Origin of the sequence: Marinobacterium mangrovicola (assembly GCF_004339595.1) — a bacterium.
Classification (GTDB): Bacteria; Pseudomonadota; Gammaproteobacteria; order Pseudomonadales; family Balneatricaceae; genus Marinobacterium_D; species Marinobacterium_D mangrovicola.
On the sequence record NZ_SMFU01000007.1, the window covers coordinates 1,324,142 to 1,347,246 of the forward strand.

The following is a 23,105-nucleotide window of genomic DNA, read 5'->3' on the forward strand; positions in this document are numbered from 1 at the left end:
TAGATATAAATAATCTGCCTGTTCCGGCTGACGTTACAACCAAAGTTGAATGCTGGGAAGCAATGAATAAATTGCGCCATTCTGGAGCCTGTCCAAAAGGGGTAAAATCGAGCCCCTTTGTGCCACGAAACCAGTGTTTAAGGGTAGTCTACTCCCATCCCCTTCTGATGACGCACAACCGGAACGCCCGCTGCCGGGCAAGCCTCTGAAAGGCTTCACAAAACAGGGTGTCAAGTCCATACCTAGCCCGGCATATTGACTTTAACCATGGCTTGGCATTCACTCGTGGGGTCGGAACCAACGGGTTCTGAGCTTTAAATGGTGGAACATGAACGATCATATTTCCGGGTGGTTGGAGCTACCCGATCCGGCTGAGGCCGAAACCTTTCTTAAGCAACACCCCGATCTGCAATTTGTCGATCTGCTGATAGCCGATATGAACGGTATTGTCCGTGGCAAACGTATCGACCGGTCCGCCCTGAAGAAGGTCTATGAAAAAGGCGTAGCGCTGCCCGCTTCGCTCTATGGACTGGATATTCTCGGCGAAACGGTTGAGAGCACCGGGCTTGGACTCGAAATAGGCGAGGCCGACCATATCTGCTACCCGATTCCCGGCTCTCTGACCATGGAATCCTGGCAGAAGCGCCCTATCGCGCAGCTGCTGATGACCATGTATGAAGACGAGGAAACGCCCTTTTACGCTGATCCACGTACAGTGCTCAAGCGCGTACTCGGTCGCTTCGAGGAACTGGGCCTGAAACCGGTCACGGCGTTCGAGCTGGAGTTTTACCTGATCGATCAGGAAAACATCAACGGCAAGCCGCAGCCGCCGAAGTCACCGATCTCCGGCAAGCGCCCGGAGAGCGTACAGGTGTACTCGATTGACGAGCTGGACGAGTACGCGGACTTCCTGTCCGACGTCATCGAATCCGCACGCCAGCAGGGTCTGCCGGCGGACACCATCGTCGCCGAATCAGCGCCGGGACAGTTTGAGATCAACCTCAAACATGTGGATTGCCCGATCCGCTCCTGCGATAACGCCACGCTGCTGCGTCGCGTCATCAAGAGCGTGGCCTACGACCATGAGATGGATACCACCTTCATGGCCAAGCCCTACGCCGAGCAGGCCGGTAACGGCATGCATCTGCATATCAGCCTGGTGGACCAGAACGGCAAGAACGTCTTTGCCCTGGATGAAGAGACGGAAACCCCCAACGACATCATGCGCTGGGCCCTGGGTGGACTGCTCGAGATGATGGACGACTACATGGCGATCCTGAGTCCGAACATCAACTCCTACCGTCGTTTCAGCCAGGGGTTCTATGTCCCGACCTGGCCCTGCTGGGGTATAGAAAACCGCACCACGGCGCTGCGTATTCCCGGTGGCGAGGCGGAAGCGACCCGTATCGAGCATCGCCTCGCGGGCACCGACGCCAACCCCTACCTGCTGATGGCGGCCATGCTGGCCTCTATCCACTACGGCATCACCCACAAGATCGAGCCTCCAGCGCCGATCAGCGGTAACGCCTATGAACAGCAGGAAGTTGTGTTGCCGAACAACCTGCGCGATGCACTGCGTGAGCTGGAAAGCTCCGGCGTGATGCGTGAGTACCTGGGCGATGATTTCCTCAATATCTTCATCGCCTGCAAGGAACACGAGGTAGAACAGTTCGAGCAGACCATTTCGGACCTCGAATACGCCTGGTACCTGCACACGGTGTGATGCCCATCACACTCTACAGGCCAGGAACTGGGACCGGGCAGCATTGGCTGCCTGGCCCCGATCTCCCAATAACTAATCACCCCGCTTTCAGGACAGATCCCGATCCGGCTTTATCACCTGAACACTGACCAGCAAAGTCACCAGCAGCGTAATAATCAGGATCAGCGGGCCGTTCAGCAAATAGTCGACCCCGAGGCCTGGCCCCAGCAACAGCGCACTGATCTCAAATACCCCGAAAACGCACCAGGCACAGGCGCCAACAAACAGCGGGATACCGATACTGGGTTTTCTGTACGCAGGCCTCGTTCCGAGCAGATACCTGGCCAGCAGAAACAACCCGGCCACCATAAAAGCACGCTCGGGCTGCAGGATAAACGGATCGAGAACCGCTTTTACTGGATTCACGCAAGACTCCTTCCCTTTAGTCTGTCGCGGCCCAGTGATTACAGCTCCAGACCGGAGTTAGCCTGGCAACCCTTAGCCAGGCTTTATGAGTGCCAACGTTTTCGCATCCGGTTCAGCAGCGAAATATTTCGCAAGTATGCGGTGAAACACGGAATCATCCTCTGACACTGCGGCAAACAGCGTTGCGCAGGAGCGCAGCTTCATATCGTCCGGCATACCGAGAATATCGCGGGCGCTGCGCCGCTCGGTCGCCAGTAGCACTTCGCAGCATTCGCTCAGGTGGGGACCCAACAGCGGGTGTTCGAGATAGGCGCGGGCTTCATCCAGTGAGCCTATGGCGTAGTGTTCAGCCGTGTGACTGCGGCCCAGTCCCGCGTACTGAGGAAAGATATACCAGATCCAATGAGACCGCTTGCGCCCATCCTTGAGCTCATAGAGCGCTGTTCTGTAGTCCCGTGCCTGAGCTTCAACAAAGCGCCCCAGGTTATAACGATCCTTTTCCGGCATCCGTTGCTATCCTCAGATTAATCCACACTGAAACCTTCATCTCTAACCATTATTATCAGGTTTAGCAGAATAGCCACTGAAGTTTGTCGCCTTTTAGTCAAAGGCCGCTTAGTCCAAGGAGTGTTCCATGCCCGTGTCGTCCGGGGAAGAAAGTGAGCTGATTAACCTGGTCAGGGAGGTGGCTCGTAAAGAGATCAGCCCCCGTTTCCGCCGTCTTTCGCCCGACGCGATCCGCTCCAAGGCCACCTTTGACGACCTGGTCACCGAGGCGGATATCGCTTGCGAAAACGCCATCACCGCCGCGGTAATGGAACTGATGCCAGATGCCGCGGTAGTTGGTGAAGAGGCCGTAGCCGCAGACGGACGCGTCATAGACCGCATCGCCGAGGCTGATCGAGCGGTCATTATCGACCCGGTAGATGGCACTTGGAACTTCGCCAACGGCCTAGCCACTCACGGCGTGCTGCTGGCGGTCACCGAAGGCGAAAACACGGTTTTCGGTTTGCTGTATGACCCTGTCATGGATGACTGGATTCTGGCGCGACGCGGTGGCGGCAGCTGGTACTGCAGCCCCGATAGCGCGCCGGTGCCGCTGCAGGTCAGCCGTGGCAAAACGCTGGAGGACATGACTGGCTTCGCCTCGGCATTTAATTTCCCACCGCTGCGTCGCAGCGCAGCCAGCGAAGCGCTGTTGGGGTTTGCCCGTGCCTATAGCCTGCGCTGCGCCTGTCACGAATATCGCCTGCTGATCCAGGGCCAGGTGGACTTCATGATCAACGCCAGTGCCAAGCCCTGGGACCATGCCGCCGGCGCTCTGGCGGTACAGGAAGCGGGCGGGGCAGTAGGCATGCTGGACGGTCGCGACTACACGCCGCTGATCAAGGATGGCTGCATTCTGGCCGCCAACTCCGAACGCGCGCTGGATGAGATCCGCAGCCATTTACGGCAGCATCTCTAATCGTCGTACCCATTACGCCCAACACCGCGTAAAATGGGCCGATGAGTATTTTATTTGAAGAGATCGATTCTCAACCCTCCCCGATCGGCACGATTTCCCTGCGTCGTCGCCGTATTCCCGTTATGGGCGACCAGGACATCTATGAGGTAAAACTCGGCGACGAGTTTCTGATGTCGAGTTACTTCGTCGATGGCGAAGTGGCGCTCTCCGACCTTGGCCTTGCCGCACTGCAAGGCGATAACCTGTCCGTGGTCGTTGGTGGCCTGGGGCTTGGCTATACCGCCGAGGCGGTGCTCAAGCACGACAGCGTGGGCGAACTGATGGTGGTGGAATACCTGCCGCCGGTGATCGGCTGGCACCAGCAGCACAAGGTGCCACTGGGCAAGGTGCTCACCGACGATGCCCGCTGCCGTCTGGTACAGGGCGATTTCTTTGCCCTCAGCGCCAGCCAGGAAGGCTTCGACCCGGAAGCGCCCGGTCGCAAGCTCGATGCAATCCTGCTTGATATCGACCACTCGCCCCGCGCCCTGCTCAACGATGCCAGCAAACCGTTTTATAGCGCGGCGGGTATCGCGCAGCTGGCCACCCACCTGAAACCCGGCGGCGTGTTCGGTTTCTGGTCTACCGATGTGCCGGACCAACCCTTTATCGACCTGCTGCAGAGTGTGTTCAGCACAGTTCAGGTTCACGAAGTGGCGTTCCATAACCCGTTCCAGAACGAAGCGGCCAGCAATACCGTTTACGTGGCGATCCTCTAGAGTTTTAAACGCTGAGATTTAGATCCGCGGTTTCTTTCTCACCCAGGAACCGCTCACGAAACTTCTTAAACGCCGGAATTTCGTAACCGCTGCGCCATACCAGGTAAGTCGGTATGGAGCCAAGTCTCAGCATTGCCAGGTCAGCCGGAGCCTGACTCAGTTTCAGCACACTGCGCGGCAGGATGGAGACACAGGAGCCCGCCGCCACGGCTGCAATCATGGCGTGGTAGGAGCCTAGTTCCTGAATCCTCCACTGACCTCCAGCCACAATACCCAGCCGCTCCTCGGCGATGGCCCTGTAGGTGCACCCCGATCTGAACGCCGCCAGGGATCGGGTCGCTATCTCTTCCGGTGCGCTTGCATCGCGATCCGCAGCCGGCAGAAGCAACAGCAGCTCCTCCTCCCAAATCGGAGCCCCCTGCAGCCCGGTTTCAACCAAGCTCGACTCTGCTTCAGCCGATGCCGGCAACGCCACAAATGCACAGTCCAGTCGCCCGTCGCGCACCTGCTCGAGGAGCTGCGCCGATGGGCCGGTACTCACCTCAAGCCGGGTTGCGGGATTGGCACGGTTGTAGGACGCCAGCGGCGCGGGCAGGCGGCTTGCTGCGGTCGACTCCATGCTGCCGATGCGCAGGGTTCCACCGCTGCTGCCACCAACCGCATGCCGTGCTTCCTCCTCCAGCGCCAGCATGCGCTGTGCATATTCCAGAAACTGCTGACCCGCGGTAGACAGCCTGATGCGTTTACCCGTGCGAATGATCAGTTCAACACCCAGTTCCGCCTCCAGTTGCTGGACGCGGGTGGTGATGTTCGAAGGCACTCGTCCCAGCCGGGAGGCGGCTCGGGTGATACTCAATTCCGCAGCCACCGCTTCGAATATCTTCAGGGTTTCCAGATCCACTTTATTCCCCTTTTGATAATACTATTTTTACTATATTCTCAATTTGAGAATATTTATACCCAATCCTTCTCTGATCCATCGGTGGAGTAATCTGAAATGAGTCATTCCAATCCGCTTACAGCCCGGCTGGGTATTCACCCCATCATTCAGGCACCCATGGCTGGCGTCGCAACACCTGAACTGGCTGCTGCAGTATCGAATGCGGGAGGCCTGGGATCATTGGGCATTGGCGCGAGCAGCCTGCCACAGGCCCGAGAGATGATTGAACAGACTCGCGCTTTGACCTCGGCCCCCTTCAACGTCAACCTCTTCTGCCACCAACCGGCGCTGCGCGATCCGACACTGGAAGCCGCCTGGATCGAACATCTGAAACCTCTGTTCCTGGAATGCGGGGCGGAGCTGCCAACTTCACTCGACGAAATCTACAAAAGCTTCCTCGACGATGAGGAACTGTTTTCGATGCTTCTCGATACGCGGCCAGCCGTGGTCAGCTTTCATTTTGGATTACCGCCTTTGGAGTGGATAAACAGGCTGAAGGAAGCCGGTATCTATACGCTGGCAACCGCCACTAACCTTGAGGAAGCGAGGCAGATCCAGGACCGGGGTATTGATGCCATTGTCGCCCAGGGCATAGAGGCAGGCGGGCATCGTGGCATGTTCGACCCAGATGTCGTGGATGAACAGCTGAGCACCACCGTACTCGTCAGTCTACTCGTACGAAACTTGGAACTACCCATTATCGCAGCCGGTGGCATCGTTGACGGCCAGGGGATCAAGGCCGCCATGGATCTTGGCGCAGCGGCGGCACAGCTCGGCACCGCTTTCATTTTGTGTCCCGAGTCGGCGACGAACCAGGGCTACCGAGCCGCTCTGAAGAGCGAGCGTGCCGCGGTAACCACCCTGACCTCAACCCTTTCTGGACGACCGGCCCGTGGTATCCGCAACCGGTTTATCGAGCATGCCGAAAGCGCTGCAGGTATCAAACCGCCCGCCTACCCCATCGCTTATGATGCGGCTAAACAGCTCAATGCGGCGGCAAGCAAGCTTGGGAGCTCCGAGTTCGCAGCGCACTGGGCAGGCCAGAGTGCACCGAGGGTGCGCGAATTATCCGCTGCACAGCTGATTGCGACATTGCTGCGGGAGCTATCGCTTTAACGTCTCTGATCTGCTGTTCCTGGAGCTACCATCCTGAGGGGCGCCGGCAAAGCACCCCTTCAGCAATGAAGAGAACCAGTGCCTTAAGGCGGCGCTCGCGGAGCGCCCAGGCCGCAAAAATCAAAAGCTTGTGTTAGGCTCAATCAGGTCTCGATGCAGTCCTGCCCATCCGGGGCTCCAAATCCACGGTTTCATAAGAGAGTGACAGGGAGATTGGAATATGACGCGCTACCTGATCCCGCTGCTGGGATTGTTCCTTTCCGTTTCGGCCCAGGCCGAGAGCATTGTTGTTTCCTCCAAAATCGACACCGAAGGTAGCCTGCTGGGCAACCTGATCTACCAGCGCCTGGACAATGCGGGGCTGGATGTTGAAAACCGTGTTCAGCTCGGCGGCACGCCCATCGTGCGCAAGGCGATCACCTCCGGCGAAATCGATATCTACCCTGAATACACTGGCAACGCGGCATTCTTCTTCAACCAGGCGGAAGATCCGGCCTGGAAGTCGTTTGAAGAGGGCTATGAAAAGGCGAAGCAGCTGGATTACGAGGCCAACAAGATCGTCTGGCTAACACCGGCCAACGCCAACAACACCTGGGCGATCGCGGTCCGTCAGGAGATTGCCGACCAGGGCGAACTGAGCAGCATGAGCGACTTCGGCCGCTACGTCAGTGAGGGCGGCGAAATCAAACTGGCGGCCTCTTCCGAGTTTGTCTCCAGCCCGGCAGTACTGCCTGCCTTCCAGGAAACCTACGGTTTTACCCTGAACGACTCCCAACTGCTGGTGCTCTCCGGCGGTAACACGGCGGCTACCATCAAAGCAGCGGCGCTGCAGACCGATGGCACCAATGCCGCCATGGTCTACGGCACCGATGGCGCTATCTCCGCCGTTGGCCTGGTAGTGATGAGCGACGATAAGGGCGTGCAACCGGTTTACGCCCCCGCGCCGATCATTCGTGAAGAGGTCCTCAACGCCCACCCCGAGATCGCCGAGCTGCTGGCCCCGGTATTCGAATCCTTCGATCTGGAAACCCTGCAGTCTCTGAACGCGCGCATCGCCATCGGTGGCGAAAACGCCAGCGACGTGGCCGCCAGCTATCTTGAGGAACTTGGACTCAGCAACTAGTGCTTTCTGTACTACGCCGGGTCGACAGACTCGGCCTGACTCTTTCGCTGGCCAGCACCCTGACGCTGGTGCTGCTGCCACTGGTTAACCTGCAACCCAACCGGATACTGCCCGGCCAGGGTGTAGCGCTGAGCCAGCTCTGGCAGCAGAACAGCTTCCTGTTATTTCTGCCACTGTTTCTTCTCGCCCTGCTCAGCGCCACCTTCTCTCGCAGGCTTTGGCCGAGGGCGATGATGAGTGCTGCAGCGCTGCTGTTGCTGATCATCGCGCTGGGTAACTCCACAACCCTGCTGCTGGAAGATCAGCCCCCCTTTGCCCGGGTCTCGCTGGGTAGCGGTTTCTGGACCCTGCTTCTGCTGCTGGGCCTGCTGATGACCGATGCGCTGATCAAGCTGCAGATAGCGCCCCTACCGCGCCTTGCCCTGGTCGCTATCTATCTGTCCGCGATCTTTACCCTGCTTGCCAGCGGGCTCTGGGATCAGATCTCACTGATGCTGGAGTACCACAACCAGGAGCGGTTCTGGCAACAGGGAGGACGCCATCTGCTACTGGTGGCTGGAAGCATCCTGCCAGCACTGTTGATCGGCGTGCCGCTCGGTATTCGCTGCCATCGTTCACCCCGCGTAAGGGCCGCCATACTGCCGGTGCTTAGCCTGTTGCAGACGATTCCGAGCCTGGCGATGTTTGGTTTGCTGATGATTCCGCTGAGCCTGCTGGCTACATCCTTCCCGCTACTGTCGGAGTTTGGTATCCGTGGCATAGGCGCCGCGCCTGCGCTGCTGGCACTGTTTCTTTATTCGCTGCTGCCGATTGTCAGCAATACGGCCGCCGGTTTCGATGGCCTGGACCCGGCGGTACTCCAGGCCGCCAAGGGTATGGGCATGAACCAGCGCCAGCGGCTCTGGCAGGTGGAACTGCCGCTGGCCCTGCCGGTGATGCTGTCGGGCCTGCGTATCGTATTGACGATGAATATCGGCCTCGTTGCCGTGGCCGGGCTGATCGGCGGCGGCGGTTACGGCACCTACATTTTCCAGGGCTTGGGGCAGACCGCCACGGATCTGGTGCTGCTGGGCACCCTGCCCACCATTCTGCTGGCGTTTATCGCGGCCATGGCGATCGACACCCTGATTGCGCTGACGCAAAGAGAGACCCGATGATCGAGCTTAACAACCTCACACGCAGCTTCGGCGACCATAAAGCGGTGGACAACCTCAACCTGAAAGTTGAGACCGGCGAGATCTGCGCGCTGATCGGCACCTCCGGCTGCGGCAAGTCCACCACGCTGAAGATGATCAACCGGCTCATCGAGCCGAGCAGCGGTACTGTGCTGATCGATGGCGAGGATATCCGCAACCAGCCGCCAGAACAGCTGCGCCGCAAGATCGGCTATGCGATCCAGGGCGTGGGCCTCTTCCCCCATCGCAGCGTCTACGAAAACATCGCCACTGTGCCAAGGCTACTGGGCTGGAGCAGCGAAAAGATCGACGCCCGCGTGCATGAGCTGCTCGAACTGCTGAAGATGGATTTCGACAGCTTCGCCCACCGCAAGCCCAACCGACTCTCCGGCGGCGAACAGCAACGTATTGGCGTCGCACGAGCCCTCGCAGCCAATCCGGATCTGATGTTGATGGATGAACCCTTCGGTGCGCTCGATCCGCTGACCCGCGAACGTCTGCAGCTGGAGCTGAAACAGATCCAGAAGCTGCTGGGCATTACGATCATCCTGGTCACCCACGATATCGAGGAAGCGATACGACTGGCCGACCGCATCGCGGTGATGGACGGCGGCAGACTACTGCAGCAGGCCACACCGGAGGAGCTGCTGCGCAACCCACGGGAAGGCTTTGTCAGCAACTTGGTAGGTGGCGAAGAGCGGGCGCTGCGGCTGTTATCTCTACGCAGCATAGGCGATCTGATGGAGCCCGCGGAGTGTTTTGAACTGAATGCTACAACCCCTAGCATCGAAGCGAGCGCAACACTGCGCGATGCCCTGGCCCGACAGATCTGGCAGCAGAGCCCGGTACTGCGCGTCACCGGCGAAAATGGCGATACCTGCGGCGCGATCAGCATGGAACGCCTGCTCAGCCTGGGGCAAAGACCGGGATGAAGTTTCAACAGCCGTTGCGTAACTGGGGCGGCAGTCTGGTGATTCTCTGCCTGCTGCTCTACCTCACACTGGGCGCCAACAGTCTGGAGCCACTGCTAGGTCCGCTGGCACCGGAAAACGCCCCGGCGATCTACGCCCGCAACAGCTTTATCGATCTGGTGGGCTGGCACCTGCTGCTGGTGCTGATCGCCATCTCCGCCGCTGCAGTGATCGCCATTCTGGCCGCCCTCTTTGTCAGTCGCCCCGTCGGCGCGGACTTTCTGCCGCTGGCACGCTCACTGGCGAACCTGGGCCAGACCCTGCCACCGGTCGCCGTGCTTGCCCTGGCGGTGCCCGCGGTGGGTTTTGGCTCCTGGCCGACGCTGATCGCCCTGTTCCTTTATGGCCTATTACCGATCTTCGAAAACACCCTTGCCGGTTTAGGCTCGGTTCCGACCACCGTCAAGGATGCGGCTCGCGGGCTGGGTATGTCACCGCTGCAGCGTTTCTGGCAGGTGGAGCTACCACTGGCACTGCCACTGATCATCACCGGTATCCGCCTGTCGGTGATCATCAGTATCGGCACCGCCACAATCGGTTCAACGGTGGCGGCCAAGGGGCTGGGTGAAGTGATCATCGCCGGCATCCTCACCGACAACCTGGCGTTCGTGCTGCACGGCGGCCTGATCGTGGCACTGATGGCGATGCTGCTGGATGGGTTGTTTGTGAAGCTGGAACGGCGCTTTGCAACAGTCTGAAACAAGCCCTTACAGCAACTCATCAGCACCTCAGCAGCACCTCAGCAACGCCCCAACAGCACCTCAGAGCTCTCTTGAATAGGCCCGGCACTCGGCGATGCAGGAGAGTATTCGCGGGTCACGCTCACGGTTGGCCAGGCAAACCATGGAGATGCTCTGGCGGATATCCTCCATCCCCTTTAGTGGCAGAAGGCGGATCTTGTTCTCGAACACCGCTTCAACACGACGTGGCAGCAGCGCATAGCCGACACCAGCACTGACCATGCTGATCAACGAGAAAATATCGCTCACCTCCATCACCACGTTGGGTTCAAACCCTGCCCGCTCAAACGCGCGGTAACTGTCCCGAGAAGTCGCGAAGCCTTTCTTCAACGTAACGAAGGTCTGCTCGCGAAACGCCGACAGATCCAGCGGCTCGCCGTCACTGAGGTCAGAATCGGCAGGCACCGCCAGCAGCACCTCATCATTGAACAGCGGCAGACAGGTAAAGTCGTCGTCCCGAAAACCAGACTCCAGGGAGACCAGCGCTGCATCCAGCTCCACGGACCTCAGCTTGCGAAACAGCACCTCGTTGGAGTCCAGGGTCAGTTCGATATTGAGATCGCCCTTGCGTAGTTTCATCCCGGCGATCAGTCGCGGAACTGTGTTCAACGTCAGCGAATAGAGCGCGCCGAGCTTGAACTTATTGGAGTAGATCCCCGCCGTTTCGCGGGTCACTTTGACCGCATCATCCAGCGACGCAACGATGCTCTGTACCCTTTCCTCAAGCACCAGCGCACTCGGCAGCGGCACCAGCAGTCGCCCCTCCTGACGGAACAGGGAGCACTTGAGACTCTCCTCCAGCGAGTGAATGGCACGGTGAACACTGACGGTGCTCATGCCCAGATTTTCCGCCGTATCGGCCAGGGTTCCGGCCTTCATAAAGGCCAGAAATATCTCAAGCTTCTTCAGCGTAAAGGTGTCATCAAGCACATTTTTATCCTTCTTATTGGCTGGGCCTTACCGCCCATAACAATCATTACTCTCAGAGTAATGGTCCGTCAATGGACTTAATTGATGGTCTCTTGAGGGGCTTTTAAGGTGGGTAACAACAATAACAACACAAGCTGAGGATATCCCATGAACGCTCCCGCGGAACCCTCGATCAACTGGCAGAGCCGCCGCCAGGACAAGCAGCGCCGCATGGCCAGCCTCGAAGGCATAGCCGACGGTCCCATCATCCCCACCGATTCCATTCAAGCCGCACTTGAGCGCCTGCTGAGAAGCGGCGACAAGGTGGTTCTCGAAGGCAACAACCAGAAACAGGCGGATTTTCTCTCCCGCTCTCTGGGCGCCCTGAACCCGGATGTGATCAACAACCTGCACATGGTGATGCCCAGCGTCGGTCGCCCCGAGCACCTAGACCTGTTCGAAAACGGCGTCGCCCGCAAACTGGACTTCTCTTTCTCCGGCCCGCAGAGCCTGCGTATAGGTCAGCTGATGGAAGATGGTCTGCTCGAGGTCGGCGCGATTCACACCTACATCGAGCTCTACGCCCGCCTGTTCGTTGACCTTAATCCCCGCGTTGCTCTGCTGGCAGGTTTCAAGGCGGACCGAGAAGGCAACATCTACACCGGCCCCAGCACAGAAGACACCCCGGCGCTGGCCGAGGCCGCCGCGTTCCGTGACGGTATCGTGGTGTTCCAGGTCAATGAAATTGTTGATGACGTCTCCGACCTGCCCCGCGTCGATATCCCCGCTTCCTGGGTGGATTACATCGTCGAGGCTGACCAGCCGTTCTTTATCGAGCCGCTGTTTACCCGCGATCCGCGCCTGATCACCGACGTGCACGTGCTGATGGGGATGATGGCGATCCGCGGCATCTATGAACGCCACCAGGTGCAGTCGCTTAACCACGGTATCGGCTTTAATACCGCTGCCATCGAACTGCTGCTGCCCACCTACGGCGAATCGCTTGGCCTCAAGGGCAAGATCTGCCGCCACTGGGCACTGAACCCCCACCCCACGCTGATCCCCGCCATCGAGAGCGGCTGGGTTGAGAGTGTGCACTGCTTCGGCACCGAGCTGGGGATGGAGAACTACGTGGCGGCGCGCCCGGATGTGTTCTTTACCGGCAAGGATGGCTCGCTACGCTCCAACCGCGCCTTCTGCCAGCTGGCCGGCCAGTACGCGGTCGACATGTTTATCGGCTCCACCCTGCAGGTGGATGGCGATGGCAACTCCTCCACCGTTACCCGCGGCCGCCTGGCCGGTTTTGGTGGCGCTCCGAATATGGGCCATGACTGCGGTGGCCGTCGCCACTCCTCACCGGCCTGGCTCGATATGAAGCCGGACGACCATCTGCTCAGCAAGGGTCGCAAGCTGGTGGTACAGATGGTGGAAACCTTCCAGGACAGCGCCAAGCCGACCCTGGTCGAGGAGCTGGACGCCCTGGCCATGGCCCGCGATTACCAGATGCCGCTGGCTCCGGTGATGATCTACGCCAGCGATGTTACCCACGTGCTCACCGAGGAAGGGATCGCCTATCTCTACAAGGCCCAATCACTGGAGCAGCGTCGCGCCATGATCGCCGCCGTCGCCGGTGTCACGCCGATCGGCCTGAAACGCGATCCGGCCGTAACTGCGCAACTGCGTGCCGAAGGGCTGGTGGCCTACCCGGAAGATCTGGGCATTCGCCGCAGCGATGCCAGCCGCGACCTGCTGGCCGCCCGCAGCATCGGTGAACTGGAACGCTGGTCCGGTGGACTTTACGAGCCGCCCGCCAAATTCAGGAGCTGGTAAGCCATGATGCTGACAGAGGAGCGCTATAGCGACGCGCTCGGGTCTCAGGCTGCCTATCTCGGCGAGATGGCGACCTGGGCACTGGAGCAGGAAGCACGACTGAGCCCCAAACCCGCCCTGGTGGATAGCCGTGGCGACGGCGCCCACAGCGATATGAACCTGGCACTGATGCTCAGCTCCGCCCGCTGCCTGGAGCCCTGGTTCGCAGAGATGGCGAAAGCCGCACTGACGCTGGAGTGCGATCTCGAACTGCGCCAGACCATCGGCCAGCTCGGTCGCGAAGCGGAAGCGGAGATGCTCAGCGTTACCGGCGGTATCAACACCCACCGAGGCGCCATCTGGGCCCTGGGACTGCTGGTTACCGCCGCAGCCACGGCCAGCGACTGCGAAGCCGATCTGTTTGATCGCACCGCTCAGCTGGCACGGCTGGATGATCCTGCGGCCCCCAGGGCCAAAGCGCCCAGTAACGGTGAAAAGGTAGCGCGCGAGTTTCGTCTGCCCGGCGCCCGCGAACAGGCGCAGCAGGGCTTCCCGCACCTGCGCCAGTTGAGCCTGCCGACCCTGCGCCAGAGCCGCAGCAACGGCGACGTGGAATCGGTGGCGCGGCTTAACGCCCTGCTGTCGATCATGACCGCGCTCACCGATACCTGCGTGCTGTCACGGGCGGGCCTGGCCGGGCTGGACGCGATGCAACAGGGAGCCGCCGCGGTGCTGGGAGCGGGCGGTTGCGGCAGCTTTGCCGGCCGCCGCGCTCTGGCACAGCTGGAAGCGCGTTTGCTGCACCTCAACGCCTCCGCAGGCGGAGCCGCCGATCTGCTGGCCGCCACGCTGCTGGTAGACCGTCTCTTTGCCGACGCCATCCAATAAGAAGGAGAACAACGATGGAAACCCTGCAATTTACCCGCCCCGCCCAGGCGGCCCGGATCCAGCCAGCGCTGGTGGGCTATGTGGGCTCCGGCGATCTCGAGGTCATGGTTGAGCCGCTTCAGGGCTCTCAGGCCGAGATCCATATCCAGACCTCAACACCGGGCAGCGAGATCCGCTGGCGTCAGGTGATCGAGCAGATCGAGGCGCGCATCGCCCTGCCCGCCATGCGCATGGACATTCACGATTTTGCCGCCACGCCCGGCGTCATCCGACTGCGTATCGAACAGGCGATCGAACTGGCATCTGCGACGGAGGCTCAAGCATGAGTGAACTTAACGCCAACTTTCAGGGAAACTACGAGGGCGGCTTTATCGACCTGAGCGCGCGCAAGCGGATCGAGTCGCTGCTCGATAGCGGCAGCATGCGAGAGCTGCTCACACCTTTTGATCGCCTGACCTCTCCCTGGCTGGAAAAACAGGGGATCGTGCCGCAGTTTGACGATGGCGTGGTTATCGCCCGCGGCAAGCTGGATAACAAGGCGGTGGTCGTTGCCGCTATTGAGGGCGGATTTCAGGGCGGCAGCCTTGGTGAGGTGGGCGGTGCGAAAATCGCCGGCCTGCTGGAACTGGCCATCGAAGAGAATCGCAAGGGTAACCCCACCGCAGCGGTACTGATGCTGGAAACCGGCGGTGTGCGCCTGCAGGAAGCGAACCTGGGGCTGGCGGCCATCGCCGAGATCCAGTCAGCCATCGTTGAACTGCGCCAGTACCAGCCGGTGATCGCCGTAGTCACAGGCCCGGTGGGCTGCTTCGGCGGCATGTCGATTACCGCTGGTTTGTGCAGCTACCTGATCATCACCCGCGAAGGTCGTCTGGGTCTTAACGGCCCCCAGGTTATAGAGCAGGAAGCCGGCGTCGAGGAGTATGACTCCCGTGACCGCGGCCTGATCTGGGGCCTGACCGGCGGCACCCAGCGTTTTGCCAGCGGCCTGGTCGATGCCTTTGTCGATGACGATGTCAGCGCCCTCTCTACCAGCGTACGCGACTGCCTGGCCCAGGGTGTTCCTGCCCTGCACCGCAGCGACGATATCAGTGCACCTTTAACCCGCCTGCAGCAGTTTGATACCCGCGAGCAGATCGACGCACAACGCGCCCGTCAGGCACTGACAGAGGGGAAAACCGCATGAACGCCCAGATGAAACCGATCAGTCAACGCGGTAGCCAGTGGTTCGACGGGCTGACCGCCAGCATGGACTCTGTTAACGCCGCCGTGCCGTCCCTGCGGATCGCCGATGGCGAACTGGCCGGACGCGCCTGTCGTATGCTGCTGGTTAAGCCCGACGTCGACAACCACTTCCCACGCGCAACCCGTGGTGAGGTCGGCCTGCTTGAGGGTTACGGACTCGCCGCCGCCATCGATGAGGCGATCAAGACAGATGCGGATAACCCGCACAAACGCGCCCTGATTGCGATTGTCGATGTTCCCAGCCAGGCCTATGGCCGCCGCGAAGAAGCGCTGGGGATTCATCAGGCGCTGGCCGCTGCCGTCAGCGCCTACGCCCGGGCTCGCCAAGCGGGCCACCCGGTCATCGCGCTGCTGGTCGGCAAGGCGATGTCCGGCGCTTTCCTCGCCCACGGCTACCAGGCGAACCGCATCTTTGCCCTGGCCGACAGCGGCGTTCAGGTCCATGCCATGGGCAAGGCCGCTGCCGCGCGGGTAACCCTGCGCACCGAAGAGGAGCTGGATAAACTGGCCGCGGATATCCCGCCCATGGCCTATGACCTGGAGAGCTACGCATCCCTCGGATTGCTGGAATCACTGCTCGAGGTGGAGTCGGCCGAGTCACCCAGCGCCGGCGATATCGACAAGGTACGCACGGTAGTTGCCGAGGCTCTTAACGATATTCAGCCCGGCGACACCGGACTGGAACGTCGTTTAAACGGCACCAACCGAGGTGCATCGCGTCTCGTCCGTGAGCAGCTGCGCGCTCAGTGGGAGGCCTGATGAACTGCCGTGCGCACGACCTCATCTGGATAGAGCGCGGGCATCTGCGCGCGCCTCTTCCCGGTACCGAACTGCCCGACTGGGTGGTCAGCGGTAGCGGTCCGGTGGTTGTGCGCAGGGCGAATGCCGATGATGGCTGGATTCCGGTGGGCATCAGGGGCAAAACCAAGGCCGAGCGCCAGGCCGCACTGGCGCCGGTTAACGGCATCGATAAACAGGTGAATCCCTATAGCCTGGCCGATACCAAACCCTGGCTCGATCACGCCGAGCGCGACAGCCATCCGGTGCTGATGACGCTCTGCCGGTTGGCAACACTGCTGAACGGCCATCTACTGCGCTGGGGCGTTACCGGCAGCCTTGGCTACGAGTTCGCCACCGGTGAAGCTCAGCTGCACCCCGAAAGCGATCTTGATCTGGTGATCGATGCGCCAAACCCGATCAGCCGGGAACAGGCTGCAACGCTGATACAGATGATCGGAACAACCCATTGCCGTGTCGATATCCAGCTGGAGACACCTTGGGGCGCTATCGCATTGGCGGAATGGGCCGGTTCTCCAGCGCAAGTGCTGCAGAAAACCAATACTGGCCCGCGCCTCACCGCGACTCCCTGGGCAGATGTTCGTGTCTCAAGCGATGAAGGAGTAAAGCCATGCTGACCGCTTTCACCTTCCCGGGCCAAGGCGCCCAGCGCAGCGGCATGCTGACACAGCTGGCAAAAACTGAAGCGGCTGCGGCTCGCGTACACGAGGCGGAATCCGTACTGGGCCAGGCCATTCATACCCTGGATACCGCCGAGGCGCTAAAAGATACCCGTAACGTGCAGTTGTCGCTGCTGATCAGCGGCGTGACCTGGGGCGAACACCTGAAGCAGCAGTCCTGTAAACCGGACTTTGTTCTTGGCCTGTCGATCGGCGCCTATCCCGCCGCTGTCGTCGCCGGAATACTTAACTTCAGCGATGCACTGCGCCTGGTAGCACTGCGAGGACAGCTGATGCAGCAGGCGTACCCCAGCGGCTACGGCATGCTGGCACTGACCGGCGCATCACGTTCTGCCATCGAGACGGTCATCAACAAACAGCGCGAACAAGGCCGGGAGGTCTTTCTCGCCAACCTGAATGCGGAGCAGCAGTTTGTCCTGGCCGGCGAGCGCGCTGCGCTGATGGAATCGGTCGAGCAATTGAAAGCCAGCGTGCCCTGCGCGGGCCAGATGCTGGATGTTCCCGTGCCCTCTCACTGCGAGCTACTCAGTGAGCAGGCGCAAGAACTGGAGGCTGCCTTGGCAGAGGTTCAGCTCAGCAGCTCCAACTGCCGCTATGTCAGCGCGACACGTGCCCGAGTACTGCGCTCGGTAGAGGATATACGTCGGGACCTGGCGCAAAACATGGCGCTGCAGACCCACTGGCAGGATAGCTGCCAGATGCTGGCAGAGCGGGGGCTGGAGCGGGTAATCGAGATGCCCCCCGGTAATTCCCTCACCGGACTGTTCCGGCGGGTACTGCCGGGCGGCATCTGCAAAGCGCTGCAATCGGAGATCAACTAAGGCTATTCATTTAACCCGAATTACAACACACTAGAGCGAAGGAGCAACACTAACTTATTGAACTTAAAACCTTTAACCCCTCAAAAATCAGGGGACCGTACACGCGCTTAACCCAGTAAAAATACAAATAAATAATCTGGAGTACACATTATGATCATCTACGGAGTCACACTGCTGTCGGTGTGCACACTGACAGGCATCACCGCAGGCAAAATTCTCGGCACACTGATCGGCGTACCCGCCAACGTGGGCGGCGTAGGTATCGCTATGATCCTGCTGATTCTCGCAGGCAGTTACCTCAGCAAGCGCGGTCTTATCGACATGAAGACCGAACAGGGCGTTGAGTTCTGGAGCGCTATCTATATTCCCGTCGTTGTTGCCATGGCGGCCAAGCAGAACGTCATGGGCGCTTTGACCGGCGGTCCGATGGCGATTACCGCAGGTATCGCAGCTGTCGCATGTGGCTTTGCACTGGTTCCGATGCTGGCTCGCATCGGTGCGGACAAGGCTGAAGAAAACGAGAAAAACGCCTCTCCGGCAACCAGCTCTTAAGGTGACAGCATGTACGAATCACTACTCCACACTACCGACAAATATAATCTGGTCGCTGGCTTCGCCGTTATCGGCGTCACCATGTGGTTCTCCTACTGGATCTCCGGACGCTTCACCAAGGGCCGTATCCATGGCTCGGCGATTGCGATCCTGCTCGGCCTGACCATGGCCTACTTCGGCGGCGCCTTTACCGGCGGCGAGAAAGGTGTGGTCGATATACCACTGCTGTCAGGGATCGGCCTGCTGGGCGGCTCCATGCTGCGTGACTTCGCCATCGTTGCCACCGGCTTCGGAGTGAATATCGACGAGCTGAAACGAGCCGGTATCACCGGTGTGATCGCCCTGGTGATGGGGATCTTCTCATCCTTCTTCGCCGGCGTGGCCGTGGCCATGGCGTTCGGTTACACCGATGCGGTGAGCCTGACCACCATCGGTGCCGGCACCGTGACCTATATCGTCGGCCCGGTCACCGGCGCGGCCCTGGGCGCAAGCTCTGAAGTGATGGCGCTTTCCATCGCTGCCGGCCTGGTGAAATCGATCCTGGTGATGATCGCCACACCGTTTGTGGCACCGATGATCGGCCTGAATTCACCGCGTACCGCGGTTATCTTCGGCGGTCTGATGGGCACCTCCAGCGGCGTTGCCGCGGGCCTTGCTGCCACCGATCCTAAGCTTGTCCCTTATGGCTGTCTGACCGCCGCGTTCTACACCGCGCTGGGCTGCCTGCTGGGCCCGTCGATCCTGTTTATCATGATGCGTGCTATCGCCGGCTAACTGCCGGGCAATACCCAGCAACAGATACCGAGCAACAAATACCTAGCAACAAGCAGATCACAGATACTGAGCTAAACACTTTCCATGGCACCTCCCCTGCCCGTCATCGGGTAGGGGCTTTTTAGCTTCTGGATGACTGAGCTAAGTTGCGCAAGCCAGGCACAGATTCCCAGAGCAACCTGCCGCCGCTGCCTGCATGTTGGGCCGGTTTCGGCTACTCAGAGTCAGACGCGAAAACCAGCAAAGGTGAATCCAGTCAGCAACGACAGAACAGCTCGCCTTGGGCAGGCCAGATACCGCATCGCTGACCGCCAAGATCCAGGTTCATTGAACCGCATCCGGCTGTTGTTCAGGGGCGGCGTCAATAAAAGCCTCCAGGCTATTACACGCGGCCTCGATACGCAGCAGTGTCGGGAAAGCGGTCAGATCCACATCGAAACGGCGTGCATTATAGATCTGCGGTATCAGCGCGATGTCCGCCATTGTCGGCATATCTCCGTGGCAGTACTTACCGGTCTCTTCGGCGCCATCGAGAAGAGTCTCAAGGGCCGTGAACCCTTCGGTAATCCAGTGTCGATACCAGGTGTCGCGCGCCGCCTTGTCGACGTTCAGCTCTTTACCAAGATATTGGAGCACGCGCAGGTTATTGACCGGATGTATATCACAGGCGATCACCTGTGCCAGCGAACGCACTCGTGCCCTCTCCAGGGCAGTTTCCGGCAGCAGCGGCACATGCGGATAAACCTCGTCCAGGTACTCGAGAATGGCCATTGACTGCGTCAGGATCTGTTCACCCTGCACCAGTGACGGCACCAGCTTCTGCGGATTGATACGCGCATATTCAGGCAGCTTCTGCTCGCCACCGTCGGCAATAAGGCTGACGGTTTTTGCGTTATAGGGGATCTTCTTCAGGTTTAATGCGATGCGTACACGATAGGCAGCGGAGGATCGCCAATAGGTGTATAAGTCTAATTCTGCGGTCATCTGTATTGTTCCCGGTATCTCTACAAGCAAAATGAGAGGCCCTGCTGAACAGGGCCTCAAGTGCCTCACGAAAGCGTTACCCTTAAACCGACGCTCAACGTCGCTTTTATTTTGCGGGTAGCACCTTAGCGGTCGCTTCACCAAAGCCAATGCGCGCGGCGCCTGAACGCTGACAAAACCCTTTCATAATCACGCTATCGCCGTCTTCCAGAAAGGCGCGGACTTCTCCGTTGGGCAGTGAAATCGGTTCTTTCCCGCCACGACTCAGCTCTAACAGCGATCCTGCCTCTTCCTGGGAAGGTCCGGACTGGGTACCACTGCCGAAGAAGTCTCCTGGCTGCAGGTTGCATCCGTTTACCGTGTGATGGGCAACCATCTGCCCGATGCTCCAGTAAGAATGACGAAAGTTAGTTTCACACAGTTTGTGGGCAGACAGGCCGGCAGAGCGCATCGCATCTGTTTCCAGGTACACTTCCAGGGCCATATCCATTCCACCGGACGCGCGGTTGGTCTCGGAATCCAGATAGGGTAATGGCTGAGGATCTGCGGCATCACGAGTCCACTCCGTCTGGTAGGGAGCCAGCGCTTCCAGGGTTACGATCCAGGGAGAAACGGTAGAGGCGAAGTTCTTGGACAGGAATGGCCCCAGCGGCTGATATTCCCAGGCCTGGATATCGCGCGCTGACCAGTCATTGAAAAGACATAGCCCGAAAACGTGCTGATCAGCTTTATCCAGACCGATCGGTTCGCCCAAATCATTACCGGCCCCAATATAGATGCCCACTTCCAGCTCATAATCGAGTCGGCGGCAAGGACCAAAACTTGGTTCTGCAGCGTCAGGGGCTTTCGTCTGGCCCTGAGGACGGCGGAACTCATGTCCGGAAACCTGTATCGACGAGGAGCGGCCATGGTAACCGATAGGCACCCATTTATAGTTCGGAAGCAAAGGGTTATCGGGCCGGAACAGGGAGCCCACACTGGTAGCGTGGTACACCGATATATAAAAGTCGGTGTAGTCTCCGATATGACAGGGAAGGCTGTATTCAACCTCAGCCTGGGGCACCAGGCAGGACGCCAAGCTCGCTTCCTCTTCAGAACCTTCACGCAATGCGCGCGACAGCTGCAGACGCAGTGCAGACCAGGCCTCCGCGCCCATCGACATGAACCGGTTCAGGCTATCGCTACTACAGGCCTGCAACGCTTCGGCAACCACCCCTGAGAACAGCCCCGTGGCATTCAGGGCCTTGAGATCGATTACCTGGTCACCGATGGCAACTCCGCCGCGGAACGCCTCGCCACTGCCTTGGCGTCGGAATACGGCGAACGGCAGATTTTGTATGGGAAAGTCGTTGTTGGGTTCATTGGCCGAACTAACCCAGCTGGTTAATCCGATGTCATGGGTTTCATTCAAGCTAATCATTATTTTAACTACCCGTTCGATTTTCAATAAAAAGGTGCAGGGAGCCTGCTCAAGGCCACCCTGCCCTGTTGATCAGTCGGTGAACTCAGTTTCGTGCAGCCATGCAGCATGTGTGGGGGCTTTTTTGGTGAGAGACCACTCTGCCAGCATTGCCGGCGCGACCTCTTTAAGCTGCTTCATCTGCTCGGGAGTACCGGTCTTGTAGGTCAGTTCGATGCGGTGGCCATTCGGGTCGAAGAAATAGATGGAGTGGATAATGCCGTGATTGGTGATGCCGAGTACGTCCAGCCCTTTGCCTTCCAGCTCAGCTTTAGCTTCCAGCAGCGCTTCCTTGTCCTCGACTTCAAATGCAATGTGCTGAACCCATTCCGGCGTATTCTCATCACGGCCCATTTCAGGTGAGTTAGGCAGTTCAAAAAACGCCAGGATGTTGCCCTGACCCGCGTCCAGGAATAGATGCATGTAGGGGTCCGGCGCTTTTGTGGAGGGCACTCTGTCTTCTGCAATCGCGACGAGAAAATCCATGTTCAGCATATTCTGGTAGAACTCGACGGTCTCTTTCGCATCTTTGCAACGATAAGCCACATGATGGATCTGCTTGATGTTGATCATTAATCACTCCGGTCTTAATTCTTATTCGGAACACAATTTAGTAACAAACGTTACCATTACTGGTAATGATAGTAACACATGTTACTAAACTCAAGTCCCGGCCTGGCCTTTTTGCTTCTATTAATAGCGCTGCAAAAAAGCCACACCTGAGAGCTGGCCAGCGCCCCCAGAAGGAGCACCAGCCAGCTGCTCCGGGCTAATCAGCCCTGCAACTTATCCCAGACTTCCTGATCGCGTTCGGCTGTCCAAACCCGCGGCCAGTCGATACCGTCGAACTCGTCCCAGATACGCTGAACATCAAACGGCAGGCAGTGTTCGAAGATCGGCCACATGCCATATTGCGGAGCCAAATGCTCATGCGTCGCTTCAAACGCCTCTTTCACGGTGCCGCCGCGGTTATAAACCTCACCGACCTTCTCTTTCATGCCGTTCAGGAATCCGCGGGTCTGCTCGATAGCCGCGTCAACATTTTCACGGCCGTGTACCACCGCGCCGCGTCCGCCGACGAGAACCTCCGCCCCCAGGCTCTTCACTTTATCCAGGGTGTTGGTGGACCAATCGAAATGGAATGCATCACCGGTGTACAAGGCAGCTGCGGCTTCTACCAGATCGCCCGCGAAAAGGATTTTCTGCTTGGGCAGCCAGGCGACAATGTCACCGGCCGTGTGGCCACGACCACAATATTCAAGCACCAGGCTGCCGCGATCCCCGCCGAGCGGAATCTCGAGACGGTCGTTGAAGACAATATCCGGGTGGGTCAGACCAGGGATGCTGTCAGGGTCACGGAACAGGCGAGGCATGCGGCCATACTCGCTGTGCCAATCCTCCATGCCCCGCTCCTCTACCAGGAACTTGGTCTTTTCGTGGGCAATAATACTTTCCGCATTGAATGCTGCAGCACCCAGAACGCGTACCGCGTGGTAATGGGAAAGCACCAGATATTTGACAGGCTTATCGGTATGCTCGCGCAGCATCTCCAGCCAGTCACTGCCGGCCTTAGGTGTCGCGCGGGCCTCGAAAGCGATGATGAAGTCTTCCGCTTCGATCGCGCCAACATTGGGGTCGCCTTCAGCGGTCAGGGCGTACACACCCTCAGCCAGTACCTCGAGGGTTTCTTTCTTTTCGCCCAGATCTGCTGATGATGCAAAAGGTTTTTTAGCCATGATTAATTCACCTGTTTTTTAGTTATTACCAGTA

The 23,105-nt window shown here is 59.2% G+C and carries 25 protein-coding genes; 17 read left to right on the forward strand and 8 right to left on the reverse strand.

Features of this window, described 5'->3' with window-relative positions; translation table 11 throughout:
• Positions 1-328: 328 nt before the first annotated feature.
• Positions 329-1,723, forward strand: coding sequence for a glutamine synthetase family protein (locus CLV83_RS06920; RefSeq protein ID WP_132289367.1), 1,395 nt, complete (start codon positions 329-331; stop codon positions 1,721-1,723).
• A gap of 87 nt (positions 1,724-1,810) precedes the next feature.
• Here the strand turns inward: CLV83_RS06920 and CLV83_RS06925 are convergent, their stop codons facing one another.
• Together CLV83_RS06925 and CLV83_RS06930 are read right to left on the reverse strand one after the other, a co-directional pair.
• A complete protein-coding gene (locus CLV83_RS06925; RefSeq protein ID WP_132289370.1) occupies positions 1,811-2,128 on the reverse strand; it encodes a hypothetical protein in 318 nt (105 codons plus the stop codon).
• Between the two features lie 72 nt (positions 2,129-2,200).
• Positions 2,201-2,635, reverse strand: a complete 435-nt coding sequence (locus tag CLV83_RS06930) for a DUF1810 domain-containing protein (protein ID WP_132289373.1) — start codon at positions 2,633-2,635, stop codon at positions 2,201-2,203.
• Between the two features lie 127 nt (positions 2,636-2,762).
• On the opposite strand from CLV83_RS06930, the gene CLV83_RS06935 reads away from it, so the two are divergent.
• A complete protein-coding gene (locus CLV83_RS06935; protein ID WP_132289376.1) occupies positions 2,763-3,593 on the forward strand; it encodes an inositol monophosphatase family protein in 831 nt (276 codons plus the stop codon).
• Positions 3,594-3,634: 41 nt separating this feature from the next.
• Positions 3,635-4,351, forward strand: coding sequence for a polyamine aminopropyltransferase (locus tag CLV83_RS06940; protein ID WP_132289379.1), 717 nt, complete (start codon positions 3,635-3,637; stop codon positions 4,349-4,351).
• 4 nt (positions 4,352-4,355) lie between these two features.
• Here the strand turns inward: CLV83_RS06940 and CLV83_RS06945 are convergent, their stop codons facing one another.
• Positions 4,356-5,252: a LysR substrate-binding domain-containing protein gene (locus CLV83_RS06945; RefSeq protein WP_132289382.1), complete on the reverse strand. Its 897-nt coding sequence runs from the start codon at positions 5,250-5,252 to the stop codon at positions 4,356-4,358.
• Positions 5,253-5,348: 96 nt separating this feature from the next.
• On the opposite strand from CLV83_RS06945, the gene CLV83_RS06950 reads away from it, so the two are divergent.
• From CLV83_RS06950 to CLV83_RS06970, 5 genes are all read left to right on the forward strand, one after another.
• Complete coding sequence (locus tag CLV83_RS06950) at positions 5,349-6,407, forward strand: NAD(P)H-dependent flavin oxidoreductase (RefSeq protein WP_132289385.1); 1,059 nt, start codon at positions 5,349-5,351, stop codon at positions 6,405-6,407.
• Positions 6,408-6,627: 220 nt separating this feature from the next.
• Complete coding sequence (gene osmF / locus CLV83_RS06955; RefSeq protein ID WP_132289388.1) at positions 6,628-7,530, forward strand: glycine betaine ABC transporter substrate-binding protein OsmF; 903 nt, start codon at positions 6,628-6,630, stop codon at positions 7,528-7,530.
• Positions 7,530-8,687, forward strand: coding sequence for an ABC transporter permease (locus CLV83_RS06960; protein ID WP_132289391.1), 1,158 nt, complete (start codon positions 7,530-7,532; stop codon positions 8,685-8,687). The genes osmF and CLV83_RS06960 overlap by 1 nt, the downstream gene beginning before the upstream one ends.
• Complete coding sequence (locus CLV83_RS06965; RefSeq protein ID WP_132289394.1) at positions 8,684-9,637, forward strand: ABC transporter ATP-binding protein; 954 nt, start codon at positions 8,684-8,686, stop codon at positions 9,635-9,637. Before CLV83_RS06960 ends, CLV83_RS06965 begins: the two co-directional genes overlap by 4 nt.
• Positions 9,634-10,374, forward strand: a complete 741-nt coding sequence (locus tag CLV83_RS06970; protein ID WP_132289397.1) for an ABC transporter permease — start codon at positions 9,634-9,636, stop codon at positions 10,372-10,374. Before CLV83_RS06965 ends, CLV83_RS06970 begins: the two co-directional genes overlap by 4 nt.
• A gap of 63 nt (positions 10,375-10,437) precedes the next feature.
• On the opposite strand, the gene CLV83_RS06975 is transcribed toward CLV83_RS06970, so the two are convergent.
• Entirely contained in the window at positions 10,438-11,346 is a 909-nt protein-coding gene (locus CLV83_RS06975) for a LysR family transcriptional regulator (RefSeq protein ID WP_243642304.1), read from the reverse strand.
• Positions 11,347-11,493: 147 nt separating this feature from the next.
• On the opposite strand from CLV83_RS06975, the gene mdcA reads away from it, so the two are divergent.
• The 9 genes from mdcA to madM all read left to right on the forward strand — a co-directional run bounded on the left by mdcA (position 11,494) and on the right by madM (position 18,892).
• The gene (mdcA, locus tag CLV83_RS06980) at positions 11,494-13,155 is read left to right on the forward strand and encodes a malonate decarboxylase subunit alpha (RefSeq protein ID WP_104001574.1); all 1,662 of its coding nucleotides are present in this window, start codon (positions 11,494-11,496) and stop codon (positions 13,153-13,155) included.
• Positions 13,156-13,158: 3 nt separating this feature from the next.
• The gene (locus CLV83_RS06985; RefSeq protein ID WP_207894758.1) at positions 13,159-14,022 is read left to right on the forward strand and encodes a triphosphoribosyl-dephospho-CoA synthase; all 864 of its coding nucleotides are present in this window, start codon (positions 13,159-13,161) and stop codon (positions 14,020-14,022) included.
• A gap of 14 nt (positions 14,023-14,036) precedes the next feature.
• Complete coding sequence (gene mdcC / locus CLV83_RS06990; RefSeq protein ID WP_132289400.1) at positions 14,037-14,348, forward strand: malonate decarboxylase acyl carrier protein; 312 nt, start codon at positions 14,037-14,039, stop codon at positions 14,346-14,348.
• Complete coding sequence (locus tag CLV83_RS06995; protein ID WP_132289403.1) at positions 14,345-15,208, forward strand: biotin-independent malonate decarboxylase subunit beta; 864 nt, start codon at positions 14,345-14,347, stop codon at positions 15,206-15,208. Before mdcC ends, CLV83_RS06995 begins: the two co-directional genes overlap by 4 nt.
• Positions 15,205-16,026: a biotin-independent malonate decarboxylase subunit gamma gene (gene mdcE, locus CLV83_RS07000; protein ID WP_207894759.1), complete on the forward strand. Its 822-nt coding sequence runs from the start codon at positions 15,205-15,207 to the stop codon at positions 16,024-16,026. Before CLV83_RS06995 ends, mdcE begins: the two co-directional genes overlap by 4 nt.
• A complete protein-coding gene (locus CLV83_RS07005; protein ID WP_132289406.1) occupies positions 16,026-16,682 on the forward strand; it encodes a malonate decarboxylase holo-ACP synthase in 657 nt (218 codons plus the stop codon). Before mdcE ends, CLV83_RS07005 begins: the two co-directional genes overlap by 1 nt.
• Positions 16,676-17,566 carry a malonate decarboxylase subunit epsilon gene (mdcH, locus tag CLV83_RS07010; RefSeq protein WP_132289409.1) on the forward strand — a complete coding sequence of 297 codons (891 nt, stop codon included), beginning with the start codon at positions 16,676-16,678 and terminating at the stop codon, positions 17,564-17,566. Before CLV83_RS07005 ends, mdcH begins: the two co-directional genes overlap by 7 nt.
• A 150-nt stretch (positions 17,567-17,716) precedes the next feature.
• Positions 17,717-18,118, forward strand: coding sequence for a malonate transporter subunit MadL (gene madL, locus CLV83_RS07015; protein WP_132289412.1), 402 nt, complete (start codon positions 17,717-17,719; stop codon positions 18,116-18,118).
• A gap of 9 nt (positions 18,119-18,127) precedes the next feature.
• Positions 18,128-18,892, forward strand: a complete 765-nt coding sequence (madM, locus tag CLV83_RS07020) for a malonate transporter subunit MadM (protein ID WP_132289415.1) — start codon at positions 18,128-18,130, stop codon at positions 18,890-18,892.
• Between the two features lie 324 nt (positions 18,893-19,216).
• On the opposite strand, the gene maiA is transcribed toward madM, so the two are convergent.
• The 4 genes from maiA to CLV83_RS07040 all read right to left on the reverse strand — a co-directional run bounded on the left by maiA (position 19,217) and on the right by CLV83_RS07040 (position 23,071).
• Positions 19,217-19,876: a maleylacetoacetate isomerase gene (gene maiA / locus CLV83_RS07025; protein ID WP_132289418.1), complete on the reverse strand. Its 660-nt coding sequence runs from the start codon at positions 19,874-19,876 to the stop codon at positions 19,217-19,219.
• A 106-nt stretch (positions 19,877-19,982) separates the two neighbouring features.
• The gene (gene fahA / locus CLV83_RS07030) at positions 19,983-21,296 is read right to left on the reverse strand and encodes a fumarylacetoacetase (RefSeq protein WP_132289421.1); all 1,314 of its coding nucleotides are present in this window, start codon (positions 21,294-21,296) and stop codon (positions 19,983-19,985) included.
• A 72-nt stretch (positions 21,297-21,368) separates the two neighbouring features.
• A complete protein-coding gene (locus CLV83_RS07035; RefSeq protein ID WP_132289424.1) occupies positions 21,369-21,908 on the reverse strand; it encodes a VOC family protein in 540 nt (179 codons plus the stop codon).
• 200 nt (positions 21,909-22,108) lie between these two features.
• Positions 22,109-23,071: an MBL fold metallo-hydrolase gene (locus CLV83_RS07040; protein ID WP_132289427.1), complete on the reverse strand. Its 963-nt coding sequence runs from the start codon at positions 23,069-23,071 to the stop codon at positions 22,109-22,111.
• Between the last annotated feature and the right edge of the window lie 34 nt (positions 23,072-23,105).

Coding starts and splice junctions, on each gene's coding strand:
- madL (WP_132289412.1), top strand. CDS start 17,717: ATGATCATCTACGGAGTCACACTGCTGTCGGTGTGCACACTGACAGGC.
- CLV83_RS07005 (WP_132289406.1), top strand. CDS start 16,026: ATGAACTGCCGTGCGCACGACCTCATCTGGATAGAGCGCGGGCATCTG.
- CLV83_RS06920 (WP_132289367.1), top strand. CDS start 329: ATGAACGATCATATTTCCGGGTGGTTGGAGCTACCCGATCCGGCTGAG.
- osmF (WP_132289388.1), top strand. CDS start 6,628: ATGACGCGCTACCTGATCCCGCTGCTGGGATTGTTCCTTTCCGTTTCG.
- mdcE (WP_207894759.1), top strand. CDS start 15,205: ATGAACGCCCAGATGAAACCGATCAGTCAACGCGGTAGCCAGTGGTTC.
- madM (WP_132289415.1), top strand. CDS start 18,128: ATGTACGAATCACTACTCCACACTACCGACAAATATAATCTGGTCGCT.
- CLV83_RS06970 (WP_132289397.1), top strand. CDS start 9,634: ATGAAGTTTCAACAGCCGTTGCGTAACTGGGGCGGCAGTCTGGTGATT.
- CLV83_RS06940 (WP_132289379.1), top strand. CDS start 3,635: ATGAGTATTTTATTTGAAGAGATCGATTCTCAACCCTCCCCGATCGGC.
- CLV83_RS07035 (WP_132289424.1), bottom strand. CDS start 21,908: ATGATCAACATCAAGCAGATCCATCATGTGGCTTATCGTTGCAAAGAT.
- CLV83_RS06995 (WP_132289403.1), top strand. CDS start 14,345: ATGAGTGAACTTAACGCCAACTTTCAGGGAAACTACGAGGGCGGCTTT.
- CLV83_RS06930 (WP_132289373.1), bottom strand. CDS start 2,635: ATGCCGGAAAAGGATCGTTATAACCTGGGGCGCTTTGTTGAAGCTCAG.
- CLV83_RS06965 (WP_132289394.1), top strand. CDS start 8,684: ATGATCGAGCTTAACAACCTCACACGCAGCTTCGGCGACCATAAAGCG.
- CLV83_RS06950 (WP_132289385.1), top strand. CDS start 5,349: ATGAGTCATTCCAATCCGCTTACAGCCCGGCTGGGTATTCACCCCATC.
- CLV83_RS06935 (WP_132289376.1), top strand. CDS start 2,763: ATGCCCGTGTCGTCCGGGGAAGAAAGTGAGCTGATTAACCTGGTCAGG.
- CLV83_RS07040 (WP_132289427.1), bottom strand. CDS start 23,071: ATGGCTAAAAAACCTTTTGCATCATCAGCAGATCTGGGCGAAAAGAAA.
- maiA (WP_132289418.1), bottom strand. CDS start 19,876: ATGACCGCAGAATTAGACTTATACACCTATTGGCGATCCTCCGCTGCC.
- mdcH (WP_132289409.1), top strand. CDS start 16,676: ATGCTGACCGCTTTCACCTTCCCGGGCCAAGGCGCCCAGCGCAGCGGC.
- CLV83_RS06985 (WP_207894758.1), top strand. CDS start 13,159: ATGATGCTGACAGAGGAGCGCTATAGCGACGCGCTCGGGTCTCAGGCT.
- fahA (WP_132289421.1), bottom strand. CDS start 21,296: ATGATTAGCTTGAATGAAACCCATGACATCGGATTAACCAGCTGGGTT.
- mdcA (WP_104001574.1), top strand. CDS start 11,494: ATGAACGCTCCCGCGGAACCCTCGATCAACTGGCAGAGCCGCCGCCAG.
- mdcC (WP_132289400.1), top strand. CDS start 14,037: ATGGAAACCCTGCAATTTACCCGCCCCGCCCAGGCGGCCCGGATCCAG.